This window comes from Paenibacillus silagei, from assembly GCF_017874735.1.
Classification (GTDB): Bacteria; Bacillota; Bacilli; order Paenibacillales; family Paenibacillaceae; genus Paenibacillus_AQ; species Paenibacillus_AQ silagei.
In genome coordinates, this window is record NZ_JAGGLV010000036.1 from 33,166 (window position 1) to 54,475 (window position 21,310).

Here is a 21,310-nt window from a genome sequence, read left to right on the forward strand (position 1 = left end):
AATCCGCAGAACTCCATACCCGCACAAGCCGCCCCTCAGGTTCTGAGTAAAATAGAGTAAATAGAACAGTGAGGTGAATGACGAATGGCAAATTCAACAAAGCTCCGCAAGCGGGCACAGCAGCTGAAGGGCCAGCCGGTCTGCATCACTTTGCATAATGGGCGTTCCTATGTAGGGTGGATTACAGACCTGAACCAGGAGGCGGTGATTCTGTCCAGACCCGGCACACGTAAGGGGTCATCCCCGAAACGGAAATCCTCTTCAGCTGCGCGGAAAGCAGAGGTGTCTGGCTTCATGCCTCTACTCGGCTCGCTGATGGGCGGGGGAGGCGGGGCGGCCGGTATCGGCGGGGGGCTCGGACGGTTCATGGGCATGTTCGGAATGGTGCAGAAGGCCATGCCGGTGATGAAGATGGGCTACAATATGATCAAGTCAATCCGGCCTTTTCTGGGCGGGCTCAAGGGCTTAATGGGCTAACACTAATATTTTCAAAAAAACGGATGTGCCGCCATTTCCCAAGGGCACATCCGTTTTGGTGTGGAGCTTCTTACGCCGCCGCTGGCAGCAGGGTCTCCGGTCTATTTTTTGACCACCTTGAAGTTATCCGTAAGCAGCAGCCAATTCTGCGGAAAAGGCAGGCCCAGCTTCCAGTAGCTGATGCCCCGCAGCCTGAGCTCCTTGATCAAATCGAACTTGGCCTGAATCGAGCGGGCATCCTCAAACCATACCTTATGCTGCCGCCCCTCGTCATCGGTGTAATTGAAATGCGGCGCCTGGGCTCTATAGTCATATTGAATGGCTGCATTCCTGTTCCTTGCCAGATCAATGGCCGCCTGCGGACTGAGCGCTTTGGCATATTGCCCCCCTGCTACAAAAGGCAGCGTCCAATCATAACCGTACAGATTCTGGCCCATCATGATTTTACCGGCGGGCATCTCGCTCGCTGCATAGGTCAGCACCTGACGGACAGGCCCGATCGGCGAGACAGGCATCGCCGGCCCCCCGCTATAGCCCCATTCATACGTCATAATAATGACGAAGTCGGCCACCTCGCCGTGGACCTTATAGTCATGCGCCGTATACCAGGCCCCAACCTGTGACGCGCTGGTCTTGGGGGCAAGGGCGGTGGACAGCAGGAAGCCCTCCTTATGAATGACCTCTGCCGCTTTCCGCAGAAAAGTATTGTACGCTTCACGGTCCTCCGGCCGGAGAAACTCCAGATCAAAGTGGATATCACGGAAGTTCAGCCGCTTCGCTTCCGCGATGATGTTCTCAAGCAGCCGGTCCTGAACCTCCTGATCATTCATAATAATGCGCCCGAGCTCCGAGCTGAACTGGGCATCCTCCAGATTCGTCACGACCATCATCAGCGTCACCTGTTGCTCTGCGGCAATGGAGGCGAGGCCGTCCAGGGGCGGCGGGACCAGCGTTCCGTCCCGCTTGATCCGGAAGCTGAACGGTGCGAGATACGTCAGCTCAGGAGCAGCCTCACGCGCAGCATTCTGCAGCGGCTGGGAGACACTCTCCCCCCGGGGCTCCACATACGCGTTCACTTCCGCCTGCCGCCTCGGTCCAGGGGGAAGGTACAGACGGAGCCCAACCTGTAGCGGCTGATTCAGTGTCAGCCCGTTCACCTCCGCCAGCTCGCTTGCCTTCAGGCCGAACCGCTTGGCGATGCTGTAGAAGCTGTCGCCCGGCTGCACCCAATAATACTGCCCGGCAATCGGGATTACCAGCGCCTGCCCGGCCACCAGGCTTCCCGGCGCAGAGAGCTGATTCGCCTCAGTTATCGTATCAGTGCTTACTCCGTAGGCCTGCGCAATGCCATACAGCGTCTGGCCCGGCTGCACTACATGTATTTGCATACGTTCCTGCCATCCCTTCATAGTAGCCGTTTTATCTCTATTTTATTCGGCGGCCCTGCGGGTATGCGGAATCAGGCGGATCATGTAAATTCAATATTTGCAAAAAAAGACACCCCGGAGGGTGCCTTGCTGCTCATGCTATAAATGATCCTGATGCTATACCTGTTTGAATTCAATCCATTCAACCTGCAGGCCGGGCTTGACGAAGTCCAGCTTCAGCTCATACCGTCCGGCTTCCAGCTCAACCTTGACCAGCTTCTGCCGGATCCACCGGCCTTCCGTTCCGTTCGTCTGAATGGTGGTTACCGCTTGTCCATTCAGGGTCAGGTTGCAGGCGCTCTGCGCAAGCTCAGGCTCAGGAGACATGATGCTGACAATAATGCGGTACTGGCCCGCCTCGTCAGCCTGAATGTAGGTCGGCCCGGACACAGCAGGGGTTACCTGGGCGTTCTCGCTCAGCACCTGTACCTGCTCAGCCCCGATAGCCGGATCAGCCTTGAACGTATCTACTGCTTCGATAATCTCATGCTTTCTGGAGAATACCGGCGCCTTCATAATGAACTCACAGATGTTGATCGCTGAGCGCTGAAGCTCTCCGCGGGTAAGCGTGCCGTTCTCCAGAGATGCGATTGTATTGTCATCGTAAGCGTTAACCTCTGCCCCATAGTTACTAACAACCATGTACAGATCGTTCTGGGCGCGGACCATCCAGTTCATATTCTTACGGTCTGCCGGCCCTCCGTTCACCACATCGTTCATTATCGCCCACCAGTCGGTCATGACGATCCCCTGGAAGCCCCATTCGCCGCGGAGCAGCGTGGTGTTGAGGTCATAGTTGGAAGCCGCCCAATGCCCGTTCACCGGGTTGTAGGAGGTCATAATCGAATTGGCTCCGCCCTGCTTAACTGCGATTTCGAAGCCCTTCAGGTAGATCTCACGCAGCGCGCGTTCCGATACGACAGCATCGACCTTACTGCGGTGCTTCTCCTGGTTGTTGCAGGCAAAATGCTTCAGCGTCGCATTAGAGCCGCCCTTCATAATTCCGCGTGTGCATGCGGCAGCGAAAATTCCTGAGATCAGCGGATCTTCGGAGAAATATTCGAAGTTACGCCCGTTCAGCGGGCTGCGCCGGATATTCAGCCCCGGTCCCAGCAGCGCATCCACCTGGTTGCGCAATAATTCCTGGCCTTCCATAACATACAGTTCTTCCACCAGCTCCGCATTCCATGTAGCGGCGAGCAGGGTTCCGATCGATACCTGTGTAGCCTTCGCTCCACTGTCCATACGGATGCCGGAAGGGCCGTCCGCTGTAGCTGCAACCGGAATGCCGTAGCTGAACAGACTGTCGCTCACGCCCCCGAACGCCGATGCCGTACCCGGAGTTACCAGCGGGCTGCTCATTCCTTCGCCCCGGACAATCGCCGCCAAATCTTGGTCGCTTAGCTGGGCAATGAAAGTGCTCATGCTAACTTTTCCGTCATGGACATCTCTCAGGGTATATCCCTGATTGCCGGTCTGCGGAAGCTGCTGCGGCAGATTGCGTTCAATCCGCTCCGCCAGATCCACCTTGCGCGTTGGCACCTCGGAGGAGACAAGCTCATACGAACCGTCTGCCTTGCGGGCACCCGGCTTCATCCGCATGAAGCTCTCGGTAGGCGCCATAGCCTCTTGCAGCTGTTCCACGACCTTAAGCTCATCCAACACATAGCCTTCTTGTCCATCCAGAAGCACTGCTGATACGGCTTTGACGCTGGTTCCTGCATAGAAGCGGTAGGTTCCGGCTTCCAGCACATAAGCGGAAGCGTGCCCGGTCACTCCGGCGTCATCATAGGAAGCCATGGAATGGAGCGGGAAGCTTACAGTAAGACGCTGAGACTCGCCAGGCTCCAGCAGCTTAGTCTTAGCGAAGGCTGCCAGCGCTTTGGCCGGTTGACCCAGCTGTCCTTGCGGCGCTTCAACATACACCTGCACTACTTCTTTACCGGCATATACTGCTCCCGTATTCGTTACGGTGACGCCGATTTCAATCTGCGGCTCGCCCGCCTGGTTCACCAGCTTCGCTTCCTCCGGCTCCAGCTTGAAGGTCGTGTAAGAGATCCCGTAGCCGAATTCATACTGAACCTTATCGGGACAGAAGGTCTCGAAATAACGGTAGCCCACATAGATATCTTCCTCGTACAGGTTCTTGAACTCATTGCCGTAGTTTCGGGTCGACGGGTAATCCTCAATGGAATACGCGATGGTGTCCGTCAGCTTGCCGCTTGGCGTAACCTCGCCGGCCAGAACATCGGCGATCGCGTGGCCGCCCTCCATGCCGCCATGCCAGGAATAGATCACTGCAGAGATAGGGTTCACATAAGCGGCGTCATTTACCCAGCTCATATCGATAATGTTGGATACGTTGAGCACCACAATCGTCTGTTCAAAATGAGCCGTAACCGAGACAAGCATCGCCTTCTCATCTTCCGTCAGCCGGTAGCTGCCTGCGGTATCGGCATTATCCTGATCCTCGCCCGCCGTACGTCCAATGACCACAACCGCTTTGGCTGACTGGCTTCTTGCCTGTTTCACCAGCTCGTCCGTAAGCGGCATTTCCTTCTGGTTCCACGGCTCCGCAGCCCATACCTTGCCGCCGTCATCGAACGGATTAAGCCCGATCCAAGCCTCGTAGGCTGCAGCCAGCTCTTCATTCACGCTAATGTTCTTCTTGCTGCGCAGTCCATCCAGCAGATTCGTCGTATATGCAACGTGAACGCTACCGCCCGATCCTGTACCGCTGCGGTAATAGTTCACCTGTATTCTGCCAAAAACAGCGACGCTCTCACCGTTACCCAGCGGAAGCACCTGTCCCTCATTCTTAAGCAGTACCGCACCCTCTGCGGCTACCGTCCGGCTAAATTCTGCAAAACCCTCTAACGGCACTCCAATGTTCTGTGTACTCAATTGGTTTCCTCCTGTATGTTCATTTCCCATGCTGTGGGTTGATTCTATAGATAACGCCCTCCCTGCAGGGAATATACGTTGCCTTGAATCTGTATGGTCCATCATATAGCATATCCTTCTAAGAATATAAGCTCCAGCCAGATTATTCAAGCACCGCTTGCCGGATCACCGGGATGCACATCTGTCTGCATAAATTTTTTTAGCTAAAAAGACACCTCTAATAAAAAAGACACCTGTGCGGGCGTCTCTCAAGCCTGTTCCTATGCAATCCGCTCCGCCTGAAGAGATACGGCCGGATCTTCTATTGATTTTATCTGCGGCGGCGGCCCTTCATCATGCGGTTGTACATAATAAGAGCGGCAACGATCATGCCCAGCATGGCTACACTGCCTGCCGATTCCTGCGACATGCCGAACATAAGGCAAATACTTGTCACTAACTGTCTTGTCAGCAGCGCAACCGCAATCAGCATGATGGGCCGCCATATGTTATATCCTCTCACTTCAGCAACACTCCTAACCGGGATTTCAATAACCGTATGATTCCTCATTCCATGAACCATCAGTTTCTATTATAGCACAAGACGGAATGCGCATACATTTTACAGGCGGCCAAGAAGGGGGGTATACCTTTGACAAGAACGTACGTTCGGTATATAATGCTCACATATGAGGGGGATTGAGACCGTGGATGTAATGGAGAAACTAGAGATTCTGACTGCTTCCGCCAAATACGATGTAGCGTGCACTTCAAGCGGTTCCGACCGCAAGGGCCAGGCCGGGGCGCTCGGCAACACCTCCGCGATGGGCATCTGCCACAGCTTCGCGGCGGACGGCCGCTGTATTTCGCTGCTGAAGGTGCTAATGACCAACGGCTGTGTATATGATTGTGCGTACTGCATCAACCGCAAGTCCAACCCCATCCGCCGGGCGGCCTTCACCCCCGAAGAGATCGCAGATATCACCATGCAATTCTACCGCCGTAATTATATAGAAGGACTATTTCTTAGCTCAGGCATTATGCGCAATCCGGACTACACCACCGAGCAGCTGATCTCAGCGCTTGAGCTGCTGCGCAATGTCTATCATTTCAACGGTTATATTCATGTAAAAGCCATCCCCGGAGCAGACGATACCCTGCTGTCCAGACTTGGGCTGCTTGCCGACCGCATGAGCGTCAACATTGAACTGCCCTCGCAGGAGAGTCTCGGACGGCTCGCTCCCGATAAAAGCAAGGTGTCCATCCTGAAGCCGATGGGGCTGATCACGAACCGGATTAAGGAGAACCGCTCCGATATCGTCCGGTATAATCACGCACCCCGCTTCGCTCCGGCTGGACAGAGCACCCAGATGATCGTGGGAGCCACGCCAGATACCGATTACCAGATCCTTAATCTGACGGAGGGCTTATACCACAAGTACGCACTCAAACGTGTCTTCTTCTCGGCCTACACCCCGGTGGTGGAGGATTCCCTCCTACCCGCTCTGGACACTAAGCCGCCGCTGCTGCGGGAACACCGGCTCTATCAAGCCGATTGGCTCCTGCGCTTCTACGGCTTCAAGGCGAATGAATTATTGGATGAGGCTGTGCCGAACTTCAACCCGCTGCTGGACCCCAAATGCAGCTGGGCCGTTAACCACCGGGAGCAGTTCCCCGTTGAGATCAACCGCGCCCCGTACGAGATGCTGCTGCGTGTACCCGGTATCGGCGTAAGAAGCGCACAGCGGATCGTGAAGGCCAGACGGGCCGGATCGCTCGATTTCCATGCGCTGAAGAAGCTGGGCGTGGTCCTCAAGCGTGCCCAGTTCTTCATCACCTGTAAGGATAAGCCGCTGGAGGGACTGAAGGTAAGCGAGCATACGCTGCTTCGTTCACTCATGTCCGGGGAGCAGCTCGCTCTCCAGCAGCCGCAGGTGGAGCAGCTCACGCTGTTCGACGACTTTAACCTGTCGGCCCTTCCGGCAGCAGATGGTTGGGACCTGCTCAAGAAAGGAGCGAAGGCCTGATGTTCAAGCCGTCCGCACTGGCGTACACCTATGACGGAAGCTTCGAGGGTCTGCTGTGCTGTGTATTTGAGAGCTATGCCTGGAAGGAGATACCGCTGGCGATTCATGCTGAAGGCGGGGAAATAGGCCTGCTGCTGGAAGCGAAATGGATTGAGACCGACAAAGACAAGGCCGCACGGGTACTGAAGTCCCTGCCGCTGCGGATCAGCCGCGAAGCCGAGGAGCTGGTGCGTCTGGGCTTCTGGAGCTGCGCTCCCGAGAAGGAAATGCTGCTGCTGAACTTCCTGTATCTCGGCTTCAAGCATGGCCGCAAGGTGATGAATATGCTGGCGGATGACACCGTCAACACGCTGATGAAGGCTGTCCAGCAGCTCCGGCATGAAGCGCATCTGTATACGGGCTTCGTCCGCTTCTCCGTATACGGCCCGGTCATGGCCGCAGTGATTGAGCCTCAGGGTTATGTGCTGCCTGTGATCCAGGAGCATTTCTGTGACCGGTTCCAGGGGGAGAGCTTCATGATCTACGATCAGACCCATGGGGCTGCGCTGATTCATGAGCCCGGGCGTGAGGCCATCGTGCCTTTAAACGGTTGGACCCCGCCCGAGCCGGATGAGACGGAGGAATCTTACCGCCGCTTATGGACCGGCTTCTATCATGCCATCGGCATCAAGGAGCGCCGCAATGACCGGCTGCGTTCCTCGAAGATGCCGAAGCGATACTGGAAGCACATGGTGGAGATGAACGGCAGCAATGGGGTGCCTGTACTCACCGCGGCGCAGCGGAAGAAGGCATTGCAGCCGGAGGTTCCGGAGACCATAATCCAGCTCCAATCATTGGACAAAAAGAGCGCTCCGCAGCCATCAACATGACTACCGGAGCGCTCCTTAATTGAAGCCTACTATATTGTTAATGAAATAACACGATCATCTAGAGCTTAGTTCAAAGCCTTCCATACCCAGCTCTCAACCTCTGGAAGGTCGATGCCTTCTTCACGGATGTACGCGTGATGCTTCTGCACCATGGCGTCCATCTCGTCAGCGATAGCCTGGTATTTGTTTGCTTCCGGCAGGCTCAGCACAGCTTCCTTCGTAAGATCGAAGCGGTCCATCTGGTTCAGTACACGCATATCGAACGGTGTAGTGATATCGCCATTCTCGCGGTAGCCGTGCACATGCAGGTTGTGGTTGTGGCGGTCGAAGAACAGGTCTTTGATCAGGCCTTCATAGCCGTGGAAGGCGAAGATGACCGGTTTATCCTTTGTGAAAAATTGATCAAACTCTTCGTCAGACAAGCCGCGCGGATCGAGCTTCTGGCTTCTCAGCTTCAGCAGATCGACTACGTTAATGTAACGGATTTTCAACTCAGGCAGCTTCTCATGCAGGATCGAGATGGCAGCCAAGGCTTCCATAGTTGGTTCGGTACCCGAAGAAGCGATAACGAGATCCGGCTCTCCGCTTTTGTCGGTGCTGGCCCAGTCAATGATCTTAAGGCCTTTGTCCACCAGCTCCTGAGCTTCGTCAGCCGAGAACCACTGCGGACGCGGATGCTTGGAGGATACGATCAGGTTGATCTTCTGGCGGTCATTCAGGATCTTGTCGAACACAGCCAGCAAGCTGTTCGCATCGGACGGCAGATACTCACGGATGAATTCAGGCTTCTTGTCAGCCAGATGGCCGAGCAGACCCGGATCTTGGTGGGTATAACCGTTATGGTCCTGCTGGAACACTGTCGATGTAGCGATCACGTTCAGGGAAGGAATGTCTTCTCTCCAGGTCTGATCTGTAGCCTTGCGCAGCCACTTGAAGTGCTGGGTGATCATCGAATCGACCACGCGCAGGAAGGCTTCATAGCTGGCGAAGAATCCGTGGCGGCCAGTCAGTACATACCCTTCCAGAATCCCCTCTGCCTGATGCTCCGACAGCTGGGAGTCAATGACACGGCCATAGGGAGCGAGGAATTCATCCTGCGGTTCCTGAATGGCATCCATCCATTGACGCTTGGTCACTTCGAATACTGGTCCCAGACGGTTAGACATAGTCTCATCCGGTCCGAAAATACGGAAGTTGCGGTTCTCTTCGTTGAGGGTTACAACCTCTTTCAGGTATTTGCCCAGTACGGCCATATCCTGTGCAATTACTTGGCCTGGGGCGGAATTATCGAGAGTATAGTTGCGGAAGTTCGGCTTGTGCAGGTCTTTAATCAGCTTGCCGGCATTCGTTACAGGGTTCATCCCCATACGTCTGTCGCCGGTTGGCAGAATTTCAGCCAGATCTGCGTTCAGACGGCCATTCTCATCGAACAGTTCTTCAGGTCTGTAGCTGTTCAGCCATTCCAGCAGCGCCGGAGCATGCTTCATGTTCTTCTGATCGACCGGAATCGGTACCTGATGGGCACGGAAGGAGCCTTCGTTCGGTACGCCATCCCACGATTTCGGACCGGTCCAGCCTTTAGGGGAGCGGAAGACCAGCATCGGCCATACAGGGCGTGTAGTATCGTTATTTTCACGGGCATTCTTCTGAATGGCGGCAATTCTCTCTACGATTGTATCCAGGACCTTCGCCATTTCCGGGTGCATCAGATCCGGGTTCTCGCCTTCTACGAAGAATGCCTCCCAGCCGTTTCCGGCAAAATATGCGGTTAATTCTTCTCTGCTCATCCGGGAGAGGATGGTCGGGTTGCTGATCTTGAAGCCGTTCAAATGCAGAATCGGCAATACAGCACCGTCTGTAATCGGGTTGATGAACCGGTTGGACAGCCAGGAAGCGGCCAGAGGACCGGTCTCTGCTTCGCCGTCACCTACAACGACTGCCGAGATCAGGTCAGGGTTATCCAGAATCGAACCCACGCTGTGCGACAGGGAGTAACCCAGCTCGCCGCCTTCATGAATCGATCCGGGTGTTTCAGGAGCTGCATGGGAGGCAACACCGCCAGGGAAGGAGAACTGCTTGAACAGCTTTTTCAGACCAGGGATGTCCTGAGTGATCTGCGGGTAGATTTCGGTGTAGGTTCCGTCAAGATAAGAGTTCGATACCATCACCTGACCGCCATGGCCCGGGCCTTCAATATAGAACATGTTGAGATCATATTTAGTGATTACGCGGTTCAGGTGCGCATAGATAAAGTTCTGCCCAGGGATTGTGCCCCAGTGTCCGATCGGCTTCACTTTGACGTCTGCATCCTTCAGCGGTTCTCTTAACAACGGATTATCCTTCAAATAAAGCTGACCTACGGAGATGTAGTTCGTTGCACGCCAGTAAGCGTCAAGCTTTGCCAGATACGTTTTCGAGGAATAATCCACCTGTTCGATTGTTAATCCCATGTCTTCCACTCCCTAATCTTTTTCTTTGTAAATTGAATGTATCACTTCTACATTTACATCATACATCGGCATTTCAGAAATTCAATCTTTTTAGAAATTAATACGGTCCAATATTGTGAAATTTTGAACATAGTATGAATTCCTCTGCAAATCACGCACAAAAAGATGTTTATTTTTATAATTATGGATTAATTTGTTATACTAAAAAACGCTAAAAAGACCGGGATTCCTCCCGGCCTGCTATACCTCAGTTATGCTATTTACACCGTCCATCCGTTAATGCACAGATACGAAAGTATTAAACTTTAGATACTCATAATGGAAGCGCATATGCGAGAACTCAAACGGCGTGCCGTTATCCAGGAAGAAGATCCCCTCCATAATCCCTACGGGTTCATTCTCTTTAAGATGGAGCAGCTCCTGATCATTCAGCAGTGAAGGCTCGGCAAAAATAGACAAAAAGGATTTGGTCACCGCCAGATTGCGCGACTCCTCCAGATAATGAAAAATCGACCCCTCAATAATCGTCTGGTCGAGATTTTGCACAATTTTGATCGGAATATATCCCGTCTCAATCATGAAAGGCGCACCTTCAAACAGGCGCAGACGCACGATCTTATACACGAAATCATGGGGCATCAGGAACAAATCCCGCTGAATCTCCTCCGTGGGCCGGATGACCTCGAAGCTCAGCACCTTGATCTCCGGCTTCTTGCCGTGCATCTGGAAGTTATCCGACACCCCCAGATTAGAGCCTTCGTAATTGAAGATCGAATCGTTCTTTATGTATAACGGATTGATGAAGGTGCCGGAGCCGCGTTTCTTGAAAATAATGCCCGAGCTCTCCATCTTCATCAGCGCACGCTTAATGGTACTACGGCTAACCTGATACGCCTCGCTGAGACTGCGCTCATCCGGCAGCTTCATATCGGCGTACTGCCCGGCAAAGATCTTCGTTTTGAGGTCAGCAATAATCTGCTTGTAGACAAATTGGGTCATGGGATGCTCCTTCGTCGGATCTTTGCAGAACAAGTTCATTCAAGATTAAATATATCATAATTTAGATAGGGCAAAAAGGATGAATCCACGGATTCACCCTTTTTGACGCTTGTTATCCCAATCCCTATACCATTTGACAATCTCCCGGCTCGGTTTCTCCGCAACCTCTGCTTCCATGACCGTTTCCAGCAATACATACTGTCTTTGCACCAGAAAATGAAAGCCCATTCTATCCGATATTTGCATGTACAATAATTGCGCCTGCTCCTCTAACGGATAGCGGGTGCAGACCTGTTCAATATGCTTGAAGGCCTGTTCATATTCTGCATTCCCCATATACCAGCGGACCAGATTCAGCTTCAGCCGAATCCACTGCAGCTGGAATCTCTGCCGCTCAAGCTCCGCCCACACATAATCGTGCCCCTCCAGATATTCGCTCTTGAACAGCTTCAGGATTCGTTCGTATTCAGGCAGTGTGTCATTCGAGAGCTCTAACCCCGCTTGGATAAAGCGGTCAAACTCATCAACGTCCAGGCAGATTCCATTCAGCTTGAGCAGATAGCCGTCCGCCGTATTTTGCAGGAGAATCCGTTCTCTGCTGAAGGGCTCCAGCATCTTGCGGATATGATACACAGCCGTATATAACTGCGGATAGGCCCTGTTCGGATCAAAATCAGCCCACAGCAATTCAATCAGAGTGGCTTTACTGACCACTTTGCCGCGATGATGCAGCAGGTAAAAGAAGATTTCCTGCGCCTTCGCCGTTCTCCATTGCAGTGACGGAAGCTCCTGACTCCCTTCGTAGATCCGGAAGGCATCGAGCATCAGCATTCTCCAGCTTGTCTGCGCTGACGCTTCCCGGGCTGCCAGGCCAGGCTTCTGCTGAGCATTCAATCTCCGAACTGTAAGCTTCAGACGGTCCGTATGAATCGGCTTAAGCAAATAATCCAGGGCATTCAGCTCAAAAGCCTTGATCGCATACTTATCATATGCCGTTACGAATACAACCTGCAGATCGGGTCTGCGTTCCAGCAGCCTTTCCGCCAGCTCAATCCCGCTCAGCTCCGGTAAATGAATATCGAGAAACACAATATCGGTCTCGGTCTCCTCTACCTTTTGCTGCCCTTGCAGCGGATCGGTATATTTGCCGATAATCTCAAAACACCCAAGCGCATGCAATTGGCGTTCCAAAGCCTTTAGTGCCAATTCTTCATCGTCAATCAGGATTGCTCTCATTCGGATCTCCTTCGCAACTGGAAATCGGTACGGTTTTATAACCATTATACTTCAAATTTAATGATTTAGGGGCTGGAGGAGAAATGATCTCTCCTCCAACCCCTATCCATTTATTCTGTAACCCGTTGTTCCTTCTGTTCACTGTCGATCCGGTACTGATGGTCGATGACAGCCTCCTGGATGTCCAGGTAGGCCCAATGATTCTTGGAGACATCCGGGAATTTCACCGCATCTGCTCCATGGAGCGGGCCGCGGTCAAACATCTGATTAACAATGACTACTGCTTCCGCACGGGTCAGATAAGCATTCGGCTTGAAGCTGCCGTCCGGATAGCCCTTAAGCAGGCCTGCCGACACGTTGGCTTCAATTACCGCCTGAGCCCAATGTCCAGTGGTATCGCTGAAGCCTGATTTTCCGTCAGCCGGTACCGCAAGCTTCAGGTAGTTGGCAGCAGCAGCGGCCATCTCTGCTCTCGTAATCGGCGCATTCCCCCGGAATTTCCCGGCCGGATCACCCTTCATCACGCCCTGTGCATTCACGAAGGCAATGGCTGCTGCCGCATAATGTCGGACAGCCACATCCGGGAAGGGAGGAGTGCCTACAGCCGCACTAGCATCATAGCCCAGGTTCCGGGCAATCATAAGTGCCATCTGCGAGCGCGTTACCCGATCGTCCGGCTTGAATTGACCATCCGGGAAGCCAACGATATAGGATACATGCGTAGCAGGCGACTGATTATTGAAGTTAATAATCGTAAAGGTACTGAATTTGCTTACCGAGAATTCCAATCCAAGCAGTCCCTCTTTATAGGTAACCGCTTTGCCTTTGACAACCTCTTTCGTGCCGTCGGTATGTTCAATGAAAATACCGAGCTGTGCGAGGAATGCATTACGCGCCGCTTCATTCGCAGGCAGCTTCACATCTCTTAGCGGCAGGATCAGGGTTACCGCCCTGCTGGACAGGTTCGTCTCAATGGTCATCGGTCTGGCGACCACTTCGATTTTGTTGTCCTTCGCCACTTCGCGGACCACAGCTTCAAGCGTGGCTCTCTTCTCGATTTCACTCCGCTCTGTTGCACTTCTCACCGGCACCAGCCGGAAATAGAAGTCTTGTCCGATGCCTTCCAGCGATTCATTCGGAACACGCACAATTGCGTTCTCCGTATAGATTTCCAGTACAATGCCGTTCTCTTTCAGCAATTTGGCGGTTTCCGCCGGAATCTGGACATTCACTTCGCTGACATTGTCCGCCGCATCCGGGATGACTACACGGGCAATGCTTTGTCCCGTCTCTTTCGCCATCTTCACCGCTTCTTCAGCCTTATCCTTGGTGAAGCGGACCAGATCAGTGATCATGCCATTGCTCTGAGTGGTACGCTGTACAGGCACTTTCGTGATGCCAGCCGCATTGGCTCCGCCGATGGCCACATCCACCTGAATCACTTCGGTCTTGGATGTTTCAGGAGCTGCTGGAGCCGGAGCGGAACCTCCGCCTCCGCCTGAAGATACAGGCTCTTGTCTGGTAATGATCATTGTATACGTATTCGTTCCGCCTGCGGAATCCTTGACGGTAACCAGAACTTCATTCTTGCCTACTTTTAGAGGGAGCGCTTTGCTCCATTGACCGTTTGTAACCTCTACCGGAGCTTCACCGGCAATACTGAGTGTTACCACAGCACCAGGATCAAGTGTAACCGGCTTAAATGACATTTCATATACACTGTTCGCTACGGATACATCATAGCTTGCAGTTTCAGGCTTGAACTCAGGCTGCAGTGTGCCGCTCGAAGGATCAAGCGATACGAGCTTCCCGCTTGCGCGGATAACCTGAATCTGGTATTGCCCCAGCTTAACGCCCGGACGCTTCGCATCCACAATATCTACCTGGATGATGTTCAGCCCTTCCTGAAGCGGCAGCTTGCTCCAGTCTCCGTCAGGAACCTCTACACCGTTCAAGCTAACCTTGCGCAGCGTATCGTTATCTCCTGCCGGGGCAAGATTCAGCGCAATAGTCCCCATCTCATTAGGCACGGTCGCCTGATAGCCGCTTGGTACATCCGGCTGGAAGGCTGGACTCAGCGATACCGGCTTATCCCCTGCCGTTAATCCCAGACCGTTCTCCGGCAGCTTGCCGCCGTCTGCGATATATTTGCCATCCCCGCCTAGGTCAATGCCCGGCTGCAATCCGGTAAGCGGGTTATTCTTATTGCCGTTCTCCGTTACATTGCCAAGCTCTGGATCGTAGCTCAACATGCCGCCGTTATGATCAGCGGGAATTGAAACGATCAGTTCATTGCCGTTAATCTCAAAAGGTGCCTGAAGCGGCACGCCGCCGTAAGTGAATCCGGCCAGATCGGTCAGATCGTTGATCGGCTTATTGAACACCAGCTTGAGCTGCCCCGCTTCGGGATAAGCAGCAACGAGCTGAAGCGGAATCACATTGTTATTCTTCGTGATGCCTGACTGCTCGCCGGCCTGGATCGGCTTCAATTCGTTCAGAACGTTGCCTTCAGCCGTAACATTACCGGCAGCGGGATCGTACCCTACGATCAGCGCATCATCAGGACCAAGCGCTTCCTCCAGAACGACTTCCACTTTGTCGCCCTGTACGGACTTCACAGCAATAACCTTCCGGCCATCAATGGTCAGTCCGGTGAGATCAGCATCAGTCAACGCAGAGCCTACAGGCTGGTTGAACGTCAATACCGCGTGATCCGGCTGACCTTCGTTTACCGCCACATGGGTCAATTCCAGCTGTGGTACCGTGAACGGCACCAGCTTCGTTTCTGTTCTTACTTCATCGCCGAATGTCTTGGTCGAAGTCACCGCCACATGGTAGGAGCCCGGTGCCAGCGGACCCGGCAGCTTGGTGTCCCACTTATAGACATCATCGGTTACGGTAATCCCTACCTCAAGATCGAACAGATGCGCATTCGGGTGGACATCCACTTTATACACAGCAGCCGTAACCACCGAATCGAGTGCAGCTTGTCCGGTTACCGGGAGCGGGAAGTCTGCTCCATATACCTCTGTTCCCTTAGCAGGCGTCTGAATTTCCAAGGAATCACCGAACGGTCCGTTCGCAATGAGCGTAAAGTCGGACACTGGCTCTTTCCCGGGTGTCTGAGCCTGGATTGCCGACTCTGCGGCATCATATTCGATTCGAACCACAGGATCATTGGACAGCGGACTGGCCAGGGTCAGAATAATGACACTAGGATCTTGATCAGATACTACAGCATGCGTAACATCGACCAGTCTTCCGTCCAATGTCACTCTGAAGTCATCCGTAGTATCGGTATCATCCGCATTGAACTTGATAGGCTTGTCAAACTTAATAGATACCTGGTTGTTGCTTCCCTCGGTATAGCTTGCGCTATCAGCCACTGGCGGCTGCTTCACCAATCCGGCAATGGCATCCGCCAGACCCTTGCGGGCGGCCTCAACTTCTTCAGGGGAAGTATGCTCATCTTCAAGGACAGCATTGGCAGCATCCGTTGCAGTCTTGAGAATGGCCAGAGAGGCCTTTGTATATTCCTGCGGCTCAAGACCAAGATAGCCCTCTGCTGTCTCGTTATCCTGCTTCAGCGGGGTTTTGTCCACCAGCGTTATGGTAGTACTGATGCTGGAGTTGGCATCGCCTTCCATACCGCCGTATTCAACGAGGTAAGCATTCACGATGTTATCAATCGGATAATCGTTCCATTTTCCACTTGCAAAAATATGCACTACGTGCTCGTAGGAGGAATCATTGGGCTCCCCTGCATCCCAGTTATTGTGCATAATATAGTCACTGCCCAGGCCATAAGTGGTATCCGTTACCGTGGCGGAATCATTTTTCCCTCCACTAGCGTTGTAACCCTTATAGAATGGAAGTCCGGATTTGCCTTCGTACTGCAGCTTTCCTTCAGGTCCGGTTACCCAGCGCCAATCACCATAACCGTTATATTTGTTGTTCTGCAAGGTGAAGACACGTGTATTGGCCCGTCCGTTGGTTTCTGTACGGGCTACGTCCTTCCCGCCGATCCAGCCAATCCCTTGAGCCTTTTCCGCAATAAAAGCGTTCTCAGCCGGGTCAGTAATTGTCGCTAGATACCCTTTGCGTCCATAGTAGGTCCGCTCCTCGGCCTTCACTCGGGCATCCGTCCATTTGATGCTGTTTTGTGTCACATACTCATAGAAATGTCCATTTTTATTAAAAGCGAGCACAGGCCCCAGACCGAAGGTCAGGCTGCGTTCACCCGGCGAGGTCATCGTAAACTGGGCATTCTCCAGTATCTGCTGGTAGACTTCAACCGGCGCATTGCCTTTTAAGATGTAGGCTCCGTTGCCCCCGCTGGCGGCAACTGTAATTCCAGTGCCGGATGTGGCGAATGTAATCTTGTCACCTGACTTATAACCATTGATTACAACCGTAGCCCCGTCCATCATTTCACCGGAATCTGCAGTGATAAATAGCTCCGGGAAGGTTAGGTTAACAGCTCCGCTATCCGGATTGGTGAAACTCCGGTACTTCTCCGAAGTGAAAATTTGTTCCGTACCGTCATTCTCCGCGACTGCCGCATGAGCCACTGGCCCAAGCACCGCAAAGTTGGCGGTGACCAGCGCAATCGACAAAGAGGCGGCCAGACTTCGGGACCATCCTTTGTTCCATTTCTTCGATATTGTCATCTTTTTGTGTACTCCTCATCTAATGGGACTTTTATGGGATCAGCCGACACTTCCTATTGTTCATAGACCGCTTGCCTGTTACCTGTGAATTCCTCCCTTCCTATGCAGGCGTTCACCAAATCGTACTAACGGGATACCGACAGGTTGTGTATAATAATCTCTTAGTTTCTAATACTATCCGACAGTCCTCTACATTAACTCTACAAATCCCCTTTTTTGTGACAAATATCATTGCATAATTGCGAATCTTCTCCCAACCTTGTGTTCCGGTTCATTTGAAAAGTTAAAAAAAGACACCCTAAGGGTGCCCTGGTTGATCCTGCGGATAGCTTATTTCAGTTAATTCACCGGGATATACATCTTCTGAACCTCCTGCACCCCGGGCTTAAACCCGAGATTATAGTACACAGATTCCGCATCATTCCCCTCCATTACATACAACCTCAGTAACGGATAAGTACCCTTCAGCATCGTCAGCGCTCTTTGCAGCATCTTTGTAGCCAGCCCCCTTCCACGATAAGCGGGGTTAACACCGATGCTATAGACTGCCGCCACCTGATCCTGCAGACATAACCGGCAGTTGGCAATGAGCTGATCTGTCGCGTTATCGAATACCAGCGTGGAAGCCTGCGTCAATATTTCATTGGAGTAATTAGGATCTTCACCGGGTACAAAATCTTCTAAAGCAAATTGCTTCCTCCGGGTTGCATCCAGTCCGCCTCTAAAGCTCTCAAAATCACAGCGGGCAATCTCTTCTGCAAGGATGAAACGTTTGCCTCCGGCCTCAGTTCCTTCCACTTCGGGACTTTCAATCCGCAGATCATCCTCCCAGTCCACTTGGAATAGTTCTGTAGGCCGCTGCATCCAGCGGCATCTGAATTCATCCGGCCAGAAGCCTGCCCGCGCGTATAGGTGAACCTGATCCGGCAGAACCTCATAGGTCCGTATCGGTTCCTTCTGATCAGACCACTGAATCAACAACTTTTTAAGCTGCTTCAATATTCCGAATGAATCGTTAAACGGAGGGATTACAAAGAGATGGTAGATCACATTCGGTGACATCCGGACTCCGCCGATTCTACTCTCCCCCTTGTATATCCAAAAGGCATTCCTGCGCGGATTCGTATAAACTTCTTCTCTAAAAAAGCCGTTATACTGCATGTTATAATAGACGGAGCAATATACTCCCCACTCCCCGGGCTCTGCTCTCCGGATAGTCCATTCACCATTTAAATCGTAGGATATCGTATCTTCAGACCATTGCTTTACACTCATCGTGCACTCCTCCTTATACCTCCAGCCATCCGGCTGCACTCACATAGACCTTCCTTTTGATCTTAACAAGGCCATGTGCCCATTCAAATATAGGAAACTGCTATAAAAAGACTCTACTGTTTGTTTTTTTCTCAAATATAGGCTATATTGTCAGACCAAAACTGTCTTATAATGGAATTGGGCGGGATTCTTCGGTCATTTATGAACGCGCGTTCATAGCCCTGCCTGTCATCTATCATGAGGAGGAATGGTTATGCAATACGGTCATTTTGACGACAAGAACAAAGAGTACCTGATTACGAAGCCGAACACGCCTGCTCCTTGGGCCAACTATCTCGGTTCGCCGGAATACGGTGCGATTATCTCAGGTAACGCCGGGGGCTACAGCTTCGTGAAATCCGGGGCCAACGGACGGCATATCCGCTATCACTTCAACTCCAAGGACGAGCCTGGGCGCTACATTTATGTCAAAGACCTGGAGAACGGGGATTATTGGTCCGGCTCCTGGCAGCCGGTAGGCAAGGATCTGGAGCAATACAAGTCCGTCTGCCATCATGGAACCGGATACACGAACATCGTCTCAGATTATGACAACATTCATACCGAGTCCTTATACTACGTACCGCTGAACAAGACCTATGAAGTATGGCGCATGAAGATCCGCAATGACGGCACTGCGGCGCGCAAGCTGGCCCTCTTCGGCTTCGCCGAATTCACCAATGACAACAACTATGAGCAAGATACCGTGAACCTGCAATACACGCTGTTTATTTCCCGGACCTACTTCAAGCACGATAAAATTCTTCAAGTCATCAATGAAAACATCGCAGGAGAGCAAACCTGGAGATTCTTCGGCGCGGCCGGAGCAGAGGTGGCCGGTTATGATGGGGACCGCGATACGTTCCTTGGAGATTATCACAGCTACGGGAATCCGCTCTCCGTGGAGAACGGTCAATGCTCCAATTCGCTGAACTATAATACCAATGCCTGCGGTGCCCTGCAGCTCAATGTCGAGCTTCTGCCGGGAGAAGAGAAGGAAGTCGCCTTCCTGCTGGGACAATATGATGAAGAGGGAGCCTCCGGCATTCTTAGCCACTACCAGGATTTGTCCGTGGTAGACCGGGAGCTTGAAGAGCTGAAGACCTTCTGGCACAGCAAGCTTAACCGCTTCCAGGTGCAGACTCCAAGCAGCAATCTGAACCATATGATCAACACGTGGAATGCTTACCAGTGCTTCATTACCTTCATCTGGTCGCGTGCTGCCTCCTTCCAGTACTCCGGCCTGCGCAACGGGCTCGGCTACCGGGATACGGTGCAGGACATCCAGGGCATTATCCATCTGGACCATGAGATGGCTCTTGAACGCCTGCGGCTGATGATCTCTGCCCAGGTGTCCAATGGCGGGGGGCTGCCGCTGGTGAAATTCGACCATAACCCTGGCCACGAGGGAACACCAGACGACCCTGAGTATGTGCGGGAGACCGGACATCCCCACTACCGGGCCGACGATGCCCTGTGGCTGTTCCCGACGGTTATCAAGTACCTGAATGAGAGCGGGAACTGGGACTTCACGGATGAGGTCATTCCTTATTCAGATCAAGGCGAAGCAACGGTGTATGAGCATCTGCGGCAGGCGCTTCAATTCAGTCTCGACCGGATGGGTGCCCACGGCATGCCGGTTGGACTTCATGCCGACTGGAACGATTGCCTGCGGCTTGGCGCCAAGGGTGAATCACTGTTCGTGGCCTTCCAGCTCTACATGGGCTTCAAGATATTCATGGGTATCGCGGAGAACAAGAACAAGCCGGAGGATACGGCGTGGGCACAAGGGCTGCTGGAGGAGCTGGACGGTAATATCCAGAAGTATGCCTGGGAGAACGACCAGTTCGTCCGCGGCTTCACCGAGGACAACTATACCATCGGCTCCTGGGAGAACGATGAGGGACGAATCTGGCTGAACCCGCAGAGCTGGTCGGTGCTAAGCGGCGCGGCCCGCCCGGAACAGGCCAAGCTCGCCATGGACAAGGTCTATGACAATCTGCGGACCGATTACGGCACGATGCTGTTCTACCCGCCATTCCGCAAATACGGCTTGCCGGTAGCACTCATGGCGCTGTTCAACGCTTCGACCAAGGAGAACGGCGGCATCTTCAGTCAACCGCAGGGCTGGCTCATTCTGGCAGAGACGATGATCGGCAATGGTGAACGCGCGTTCGAGTACTTCCTGAACTGCAGTCCGGCCACCATGAACGACAATACGGAGGTCCGCAAGCTGGAGCCTTACGTCCACGGCCAATTCGTGGAGTCCAAAGACAGCCCGTATCAGGGCCGGGCCCATGTCCACTGGCTCACCGGCACGGCCTCCACCGTCATGGTCTCACTGGCAGAGGGCATTATGGGCGTTCAGCCGCAGAAGGACGGCCTCCGTCTGGACCCGTGTGTCCCTTCGGACTGGACCGGCTTCTCCATGGTGCGCGAATTCCGCGGGAAGAAGCTGAACATCCAGGTGGAGAACAAGCACGGCGTCCAGAAAGGCGTCTCCCGCATCGTCATCAACGGTGAAGAGGTCAAGGGCAACCTGATTCCTGTGTCCCGGATGGCAGCAGAGAACGATGTGCTGGTTGTGATGGGGTAGACCGGAGGTGTTAGTTTCCTGCCCGATAAACGTTAAGAAGCCGCCTTGGTTTGGCGGCTTTTTTATACTCATATCCGTATATGCTACTTCAAAATCTTATTCAATTCCCCCTAAAGAGCAACTACTAGCCGTGGAACAAAACATTCGACGTTAACTTGGCATTACACAGATACCCTGCGCTTGATTGTGATCGGTTTTCCGATTACATTCGGTCCGCGCGCCTCCTCCTGCCCCATTGTGATCGGTTTTCCGATTACATTGGTCCGTGCGCCTCCTTCTGCCCCATTGTGATCGGTTTTCCGATTACATTCGGTCCGCGCGCCTCCTTCTGCCCCATTGTGATCGGTTTTCCGATTACATTC

At 53.0% G+C, this 21,310-nt stretch carries 12 protein-coding genes; 4 read left to right on the top strand and 8 right to left on the bottom strand.

Annotated elements, in window-relative coordinates; all coding sequences use genetic code 11:
* Positions 1–84: 84 nt before the first annotated feature.
* On the top strand, positions 85–477 hold the full coding sequence (locus tag J2Z70_RS31210; RefSeq protein ID WP_209879358.1) for a hypothetical protein: 393 nt from the start codon (positions 85–87) through the stop codon (positions 475–477).
* A gap of 101 nt (positions 478–578) precedes the next feature.
* Here J2Z70_RS31210 and J2Z70_RS31215 read toward each other — a convergent pair whose 3' ends face one another.
* From J2Z70_RS31215 to J2Z70_RS31225, 3 genes are all read right to left on the bottom strand, one after another.
* Positions 579–1,865 (bottom strand): glycoside hydrolase family 18 protein, encoded by a 1,287-nt coding sequence (locus J2Z70_RS31215; RefSeq protein WP_209879361.1) that lies wholly within the window; start codon positions 1,863–1,865, stop codon positions 579–581.
* Positions 1,866–2,021: 156 nt separating this feature from the next.
* Entirely contained in the window at positions 2,022–4,808 is a 2,787-nt protein-coding gene (locus J2Z70_RS31220; RefSeq protein WP_209879363.1) for a glycoside hydrolase family 3 C-terminal domain-containing protein, read from the bottom strand.
* Positions 4,809–5,118: 310 nt separating this feature from the next.
* The gene (locus J2Z70_RS31225; protein WP_036726332.1) at positions 5,119–5,310 is read right to left on the bottom strand and encodes a hypothetical protein; all 192 of its coding nucleotides are present in this window, start codon (positions 5,308–5,310) and stop codon (positions 5,119–5,121) included.
* Positions 5,311–5,503: 193 nt separating this feature from the next.
* Here J2Z70_RS31225 and J2Z70_RS31230 point away from each other — a divergent pair, with 193 nt between their 5' ends.
* Positions 5,504–6,814 carry a putative DNA modification/repair radical SAM protein gene (locus J2Z70_RS31230; protein ID WP_245368661.1) on the top strand — a complete coding sequence of 437 codons (1,311 nt, stop codon included), beginning with the start codon at positions 5,504–5,506 and terminating at the stop codon, positions 6,812–6,814.
* The gene (locus tag J2Z70_RS31235) at positions 6,814–7,683 is read left to right on the top strand and encodes a TIGR03915 family putative DNA repair protein (protein WP_209879367.1); all 870 of its coding nucleotides are present in this window, start codon (positions 6,814–6,816) and stop codon (positions 7,681–7,683) included. Before J2Z70_RS31230 ends, J2Z70_RS31235 begins: the two co-directional genes overlap by 1 nt.
* A 65-nt stretch (positions 7,684–7,748) precedes the next feature.
* Here J2Z70_RS31235 and J2Z70_RS31240 read toward each other — a convergent pair whose 3' ends face one another.
* The 5 genes from J2Z70_RS31240 to J2Z70_RS31260 all read right to left on the bottom strand — a co-directional run bounded on the left by J2Z70_RS31240 (position 7,749) and on the right by J2Z70_RS31260 (position 18,313).
* Complete coding sequence (locus J2Z70_RS31240) at positions 7,749–10,133, bottom strand: phosphoketolase family protein (protein ID WP_245368662.1); 2,385 nt, start codon at positions 10,131–10,133, stop codon at positions 7,749–7,751.
* 276 nt (positions 10,134–10,409) lie between these two features.
* Positions 10,410–11,132 (bottom strand): GntR family transcriptional regulator, encoded by a 723-nt coding sequence (locus J2Z70_RS31245; RefSeq protein ID WP_209879369.1) that lies wholly within the window; start codon positions 11,130–11,132, stop codon positions 10,410–10,412.
* Between the two features lie 93 nt (positions 11,133–11,225).
* A complete protein-coding gene (locus J2Z70_RS31250) occupies positions 11,226–12,368 on the bottom strand; it encodes a response regulator (RefSeq protein ID WP_209879371.1) in 1,143 nt (380 codons plus the stop codon).
* A gap of 110 nt (positions 12,369–12,478) precedes the next feature.
* On the bottom strand, positions 12,479–17,038 hold the full coding sequence (locus J2Z70_RS31255) for an S-layer homology domain-containing protein (RefSeq protein WP_209879373.1): 4,560 nt from the start codon (positions 17,036–17,038) through the stop codon (positions 12,479–12,481).
* Between the two features lie 339 nt (positions 17,039–17,377).
* Positions 17,378–18,313, bottom strand: coding sequence for a GNAT family N-acetyltransferase (locus tag J2Z70_RS31260; RefSeq protein WP_209879376.1), 936 nt, complete (start codon positions 18,311–18,313; stop codon positions 17,378–17,380).
* Between the two features lie 253 nt (positions 18,314–18,566).
* Here J2Z70_RS31260 and J2Z70_RS31265 point away from each other — a divergent pair, with 253 nt between their 5' ends.
* Positions 18,567–20,948 carry a glycoside hydrolase family 94 protein gene (locus J2Z70_RS31265; RefSeq protein WP_209879380.1) on the top strand — a complete coding sequence of 794 codons (2,382 nt, stop codon included), beginning with the start codon at positions 18,567–18,569 and terminating at the stop codon, positions 20,946–20,948.
* Positions 20,949–21,310 lie beyond the last annotated feature (362 nt).